The sequence below is a fragment of the Pseudorhodoplanes sp. genome (assembly GCF_050250235.1).
GTDB lineage: Bacteria > Pseudomonadota > Alphaproteobacteria > Rhizobiales > Xanthobacteraceae > Pseudorhodoplanes.
On the sequence record NZ_JBFWPA010000247.1, the window covers coordinates 1 to 5,422 of the forward strand.

Consider the following 5,422-nt stretch of genomic DNA (forward strand, 5'->3'; position numbering starts at 1 on the left):
TGTCAATCGGCGCTTCATAACCAGCCAGTCATCGGCGCTTCAGAACCGGCCAGCGGTTGGTGTTGATCTTCGTCGGTGACGGTGTCGTTGGCAAGGGTTTTGCCGAGTGGAAGTATCAGGCCGGCGCGGTGGTGGGAGCGGCGGTCTTGGTGGTTTTCTTCTTGCTGCTGGCTGCTTCGTTCTCGGCGAGTGCTTCGCTACCGGCGCCGGCCTGCTGGCGGAGGCGGTAGCTCTTGCCGGTGATTTGGATCACTTCCGCGTGGTGCAGGAAGCGGTCGAGGATGGCGGTGGCGCTGGGAACGTCGCCCACCAGCTTGCCCCAATCTTCGAGTGGTCGGTTGCTGGTCATCATCGTCGAACGCGTTTCGTAGCGGCGCATGATGATCTCAAACAACACTTCACCGCTCCGACGCGGCAGTTGTTTCATGCCCATGTCGTCGATGATCACGAGCTCCGGCTTGAGATATCGCGCGAGCAGCTTGTCGTCTTCGCCGAGCGCCTCGTCATGCAGGAAGTCGCGGACCACGTCGAAGATCGAGCGGTAGAGCACGACGTAGCCTTGTTTGATGGCTTGATAACCGATGGCCTGGGCCAAGAAGGATTTTCCCGTACCTGGCGGTCCCAAGAGCAACACGTCGCGGGCTTCGCGGATGAAGCGGCAGGTGGCCAGCTCGAAGATCTGTTTCTTCTGGATCGACGGATTGAAGGCGAAGTCGAATTCGTCGAGCGGTTTCACTTCGCGGAACTGCGCTGCCTTCACGCGGCGCTCGATCTGCCGTTCACTGCGGACGAGCTGTTCGTCTTGCAGGATCAGTTCCAAGAACTCGGCGTGCGACAACTGATGGCCGACCGCTTCTTGGAGTCGTACGTCGAGTGTTTGCGCGAGCCCGGAGAGGCGGAGTTGTCGGAGCGTGGATTGTAGGCGGTCATGCATGAGTGGATTTCTCCTGGTGAAGAGGGACGATCGGAACTACGCTGGAAGCGTCCGGTGAAACGGAGCCAGGCTCTGCGGAGGCGCAACCTGGCGAGGGATAACTGGATCGAGGGCGCGTCGAGCAGACGCCAGAGCCCTGATGGTCGAAGCCATCGGGGCTCGCTTGTTGAATCACGCCTCGAACGCCCGAGCCATGCCTCAAAAAACCTGCGCGACGCGCGTCTTCTTGACGCACCAGCGCGGCGGCGACGACCCGCGCGTAATCGTCGAGCGGGCGAATCAACGGATGCTCGTCCAAGAACGGCAGCGGCGTCTGTTTTGCCGCGCCTCGGTTGAGCAGTTGTCTCAAGGTGCGGAGTCGAAACGCGCCATAGGAAAGGGCCGTTTCACAGGCGTTTTCCAGCGTTTCTCCGGCATGCTTCTTGGTGAGACTCAAGAGTCCCATCAGCACGCGCGTGCCTTCAATGCCACGGGCCGTGAGCATCGCCTCGGCCCAACGCTCGGTGTGTGGACCAATCACGCTGGCCTTCTTCAAGAGATACGCGGCGCCGCGCTCCAGGCCGCTGATCTTCTGCGGATGCAGGTCGTCGTATGAGGAACTGAAGCGCCCCGGCTCCTGCCGCGCATGCACGCGGAGCTGCTCGAAGCGGTGGTTGAACACCCGCACCAGCCGCGCGTCCCAGCGGACCCAGACCGTGCGCGCGACATACTCCGGAGGTACAGAATAGTAAGCCTTGGCCACCTCGATGTGACCGTCGCGGCTGACCTTCCGCTGCGCTTCGTGGAACGACGTGAAGCGTTCCCGCGGCAGTGACAGCAGCGCTGGTCGCTCGACTTCCTCGAACACGCGCCCGACATGTCGCTTGGTCGTGCCGTGAATCCTGGTGTCGGCGACTTTCGCTTCCCAGTCGAGCAGATGTTCGTTCTCCGCCGCCAGACTTACGAACGTGCGCCCTCGAAGTCCGTTCTCCTGAACGTAGTCGATGCCGCGCTCGACCTTTCCCTTGTGCCGCGGCGTGTACGGTTTCGTCGGCAAGATCACCGTGCCGTAATGCGCGGCGAAGGCGGCCACTTTGCGAACCAACTCCGGATCGAACCAATCCGGATGCTTGACCGCCGCCTTCAGGTTGTCGATCACGAGCGTCTGCGGCACGCCGCCGAAGTGGTGGAAGGCATTTTCGAGCGCGTGCAGGAAGTCGTCGGTCGTCTGGCGGTAGGTGACTTCGCTGTACGCCTTCCGCGAATGCGACAGCACGATGCGAAACACGTGTGTGCGACGCCGCTTACCATCCGCGCCGACGATCGGCGCGCCGGTGCCGAAATCGACTTGCGCCTCATGCCCCGGCGCACATTCCATGCGCCGAAACGGCAACGGCCGCACCCAACCCAGCCGGCGCAAAAATCGCCGCACGCTGTCGTAACTCACCTCAGCCGCGTGTTCGGCTACCAGGTCTTGATGAATCCGCCGCGCCGACAAGCCCGCGGCCTGCTTCGCCTGAATCACTTCGCGCCACGGCTCGCAGTCGCTCTGGCGGCCACTGGTGGTCGCCTCACTCGGCGCTCCGAGCAACGTTTCCAGCGCCGCCGACCCGGTGGCCAAAATCGGCGCATTGGCTGGTTTTGAATCCGGCGACCCGGCGGGCTCCAGCGGCGCTTTGGCCGGTTTTGGCTCCGCAGACCCGGCACTCGAAATCGGCGCAATGACCGGTTCTGGGTTCGCCAGGTCCGATCGCGCCGCCGGCGCGGATTCTCGGGCCAGCCGCAAGTGCCGCGCGACGCTCTCGCGGTCCACGCCCAACTCGCGCGCAATCCGCCGCTGCGACCAGCCGCGCGCGTGCAACGAAAGTATCGACTGTACTGTGGCCATCTTGAGTCGATTCGCCATCCAAGCCTCCTTCCGCGGCGAAATTGCCGCTCAGAAGGCCCATAGGCCGAACCCCAAACTACTCAAGCTGGCTGGTTTTCATCCGCCGATTGGCGGCTGGTTTTGAGCGCCGACTGACACCAACAAAACGTGCCATGCCCAACAAAGGCCCGCGAAACACGCGAAAGAATAGGAGCCAGGAGCTAGGAGTTAGAAGCAAGTAGCAAGAACCGTTGCGTTACAGCGCGATTCGTACGGCGGGCCGGCGCAGCTCATTCGACTCTGCCTATTGCTCAACGCCTCCCCCAGCCAAACCATCGCACGCAACACAACCCAGGCCCGCCATCCTACTCTCCGAACTCCGAACTCCGAGCTCCTGACTCCTCCCCTTTCGTGTGTTTCGCGGGCAAATCCTCCTCAACCCCGACTGCGCGTCAGCAGCGACACCGCGATCACCGTCGCAAACCCCAGCGGGATCGTCACGATGCCCGGCTGACTGAACGGCGCCGGAGCCGTGCCGGGGTCGAGGCCGTAAATGTCTCGGAACGTATCGCCTGAGAGAAGAATCCAGGCCAGCGACGAGAGCATGCCGACGAGGATCGCCGCGGTGATTCCCTGCTTCGTCGTCCCTTTCCAGAAAAGCAACATCACCAGCGATGGCAAGTTCGCGGACGCCGCCACGCTGAACGCCCAGCCGACCAGAAAGTTCACGTTCATTTTCTCGAACAAAATGCCGAGCGCCATCGCCAGCACGCCGACCACCACGGCGGCGATCTTCGCGATCCGGATCTTCTCGTGGTCCGTCAGGTTGACGCGAAACACGCTCGCCGCGATATCGTGCGCCACGGCCCCGCTGGCGGCGACGATCAACCCGCTCACCGTGCCCAGCACCGTCGTAAACGCAATCGCCGAGATCAAAGCGAACAGCAATTCGCCCATGCTACGGGCCAACAGCGGCGCGGCCATGTTGCTGTTCGTGACGTCGATCGCCCCGCTGGTCATCGCGCCGAGGCCCATATAGAGCGTGAGAATATAGAACAACCCGATGCTTGCGATCCCCACCACGGTGCTTTTTCGCGCCGCGGCCTGGTCTTTCACCGTGTAATAGCGAATCAGGATATGCGGCAGAGATGCCGTGCCGCAGAACAGGGCGAGCATCAGCGACAGGAAATTCAGTTTGTCTTGAATCCGCTCGCTGCGGACCCCTTTGAACGTAGGGCTGTTGCCCGGCCGCAGCACCTCGGCCCCCGGTGTGGCGCGCGGAGTAAAAGTAGTAAGTGTACTGCCGTCCGCTTCTTTGGTCGTCGCGGAAGACCACAGGACCACTTCACTTTGCTGGAGGACGGCGAGAAACTCCAAGGGGCCGAGCGGGCCGGTTTCGAGTTTTCCGTCCGGCAATGTGCTCACGTGTCCGATCGGCCAGAAATCGCCTTCGCCAGGCCCATGCCCCTGCGGCAAGCCGTTCACGATGCGCTGCCCGTCGGCGGTCACACGCAACGTCTGCGTGCGTGCGAAGGGATCGCCGGCCTTCGCGCCGGGACGATAATGCTCGCCCACGGTGAGCCCGCGCTGCAGGATCATCACTGTCAGGATGCCGCTGAAAAACACGAGCAGCGATCCTTTGAGAAACTGCACGTAAGTGGTGGAAGCCATTCCGGCGGAAACGACGATCAGAATCACCACGGCGCCGACAATGCTCACGCCTGCCCAGTGTGGAAAGCCCAGCAGCGGCTTCACGAGGGCCCCGGCCCCGACCATCTGCGGAATCAGATAGAAGAGGCTCACCACCAGCGTACTGATCGCGGCCGAGAGCCGAATCGATCGCGAGTGAAAGCGGCTGTCGAGCGCATCGGCGAACGTATACTTGCCGAGCCGGCGAATCGGTTCGGCGATCACAAACAGCGCCACGATCCAACCGGCCAGGTAGCCGATCGAATACAGAAATCCATCGTAGCCGTAGAACGCGATCATCCCGCAGATGCCGAGAAACGACGCGGCCGAAAGATAATCTCCGGCGAAGGCGACGCCGTTCACGAACCACGGGATGCTCCCGCCGGCGGCGAAATAACCTTTCGTCGATTTCGCCTGCGCACCGAGCTTAAAGCTGATGCCAAGGGTGGCGGCGACGAAGAGCAGAAATACGACGACCGCGGTCGTTGATGGTTCGAAAATCACTGCGCGTCCCCTTCCTCGCGCGCATCAAGGCGCTCGATGCGGCGACAGAGGACCTCATAAATGAGCGACAACAAGAACGCCGCGAGGATCAAGCCCAGGCCGTACAGAACCGCGACGTTGATCCCCAGCAATGGCGTCCAAGACATCCGATCCGGCGCCATCGCATTGAGCGCAACAAAGCCCACGTAGAGCGCGAGGTAAATCGCAAACAACCAAAGTCCGAGTCGGGTGCGCCGCGGCGAGGCGACCTCGTCCGCGGTCCTGGAAACGTGATGAAAGTCGGGCATGTGCGAGAAAGTCCCGTCGAAGAGGGGGGTGCGCGAGGCGTCAGAATAGCGGTTTCCCGCCCAACTTGCACGCCCAGGGATTCGGCAGGTGGCGCAACCCCGAAGGCGACCTAGCCTGACTTTGTGTTCCCAAGCGAGGTCGGTCCCGTAGCGTAGAATTCG

4 protein-coding genes are annotated in these 5,422 nt (G+C 62.2%); all 4 read right to left on the reverse strand.

Translation table 11 applies throughout. The features are described 5' to 3' along the window. Window positions 1-115: 115 nt before the first annotated feature. Window positions 116-934 (reverse strand): IS21-like element helper ATPase IstB, encoded by an 819-nt coding sequence (gene istB / locus AB7F49_RS37830; RefSeq protein ID WP_428532678.1) that lies wholly within the window; start codon window positions 932-934, stop codon window positions 116-118. Next, window positions 927-2,819, reverse strand: a complete 1,893-nt coding sequence (gene istA / locus AB7F49_RS37835) for an IS21 family transposase (RefSeq protein WP_428532681.1) — start codon at window positions 2,817-2,819, stop codon at window positions 927-929. Before istA ends, istB begins: the two co-directional genes overlap by 8 nt. Window positions 2,820-3,215: 396 nt before the next feature. After that, complete coding sequence (locus AB7F49_RS37840; RefSeq protein ID WP_428532684.1) at window positions 3,216-4,973, reverse strand: cation acetate symporter; 1,758 nt, start codon at window positions 4,971-4,973, stop codon at window positions 3,216-3,218. Next, window positions 4,970-5,260 carry a DUF485 domain-containing protein gene (locus AB7F49_RS37845; protein ID WP_428532687.1) on the reverse strand — a complete coding sequence of 97 codons (291 nt, stop codon included), beginning with the start codon at window positions 5,258-5,260 and terminating at the stop codon, window positions 4,970-4,972. Before AB7F49_RS37845 ends, AB7F49_RS37840 begins: the two co-directional genes overlap by 4 nt. Window positions 5,261-5,422 lie beyond the last annotated feature (162 nt).

Coding starts and splice junctions, on each gene's coding strand:
- AB7F49_RS37845 (WP_428532687.1), bottom strand. CDS start 5,260: ATGCCCGACTTTCATCACGTTTCCAGGACCGCGGACGAGGTCGCCTCG.
- istB (WP_428532678.1), bottom strand. CDS start 934: ATGCATGACCGCCTACAATCCACGCTCCGACAACTCCGCCTCTCCGGG.
- istA (WP_428532681.1), bottom strand. CDS start 2,819: ATGGCGAATCGACTCAAGATGGCCACAGTACAGTCGATACTTTCGTTG.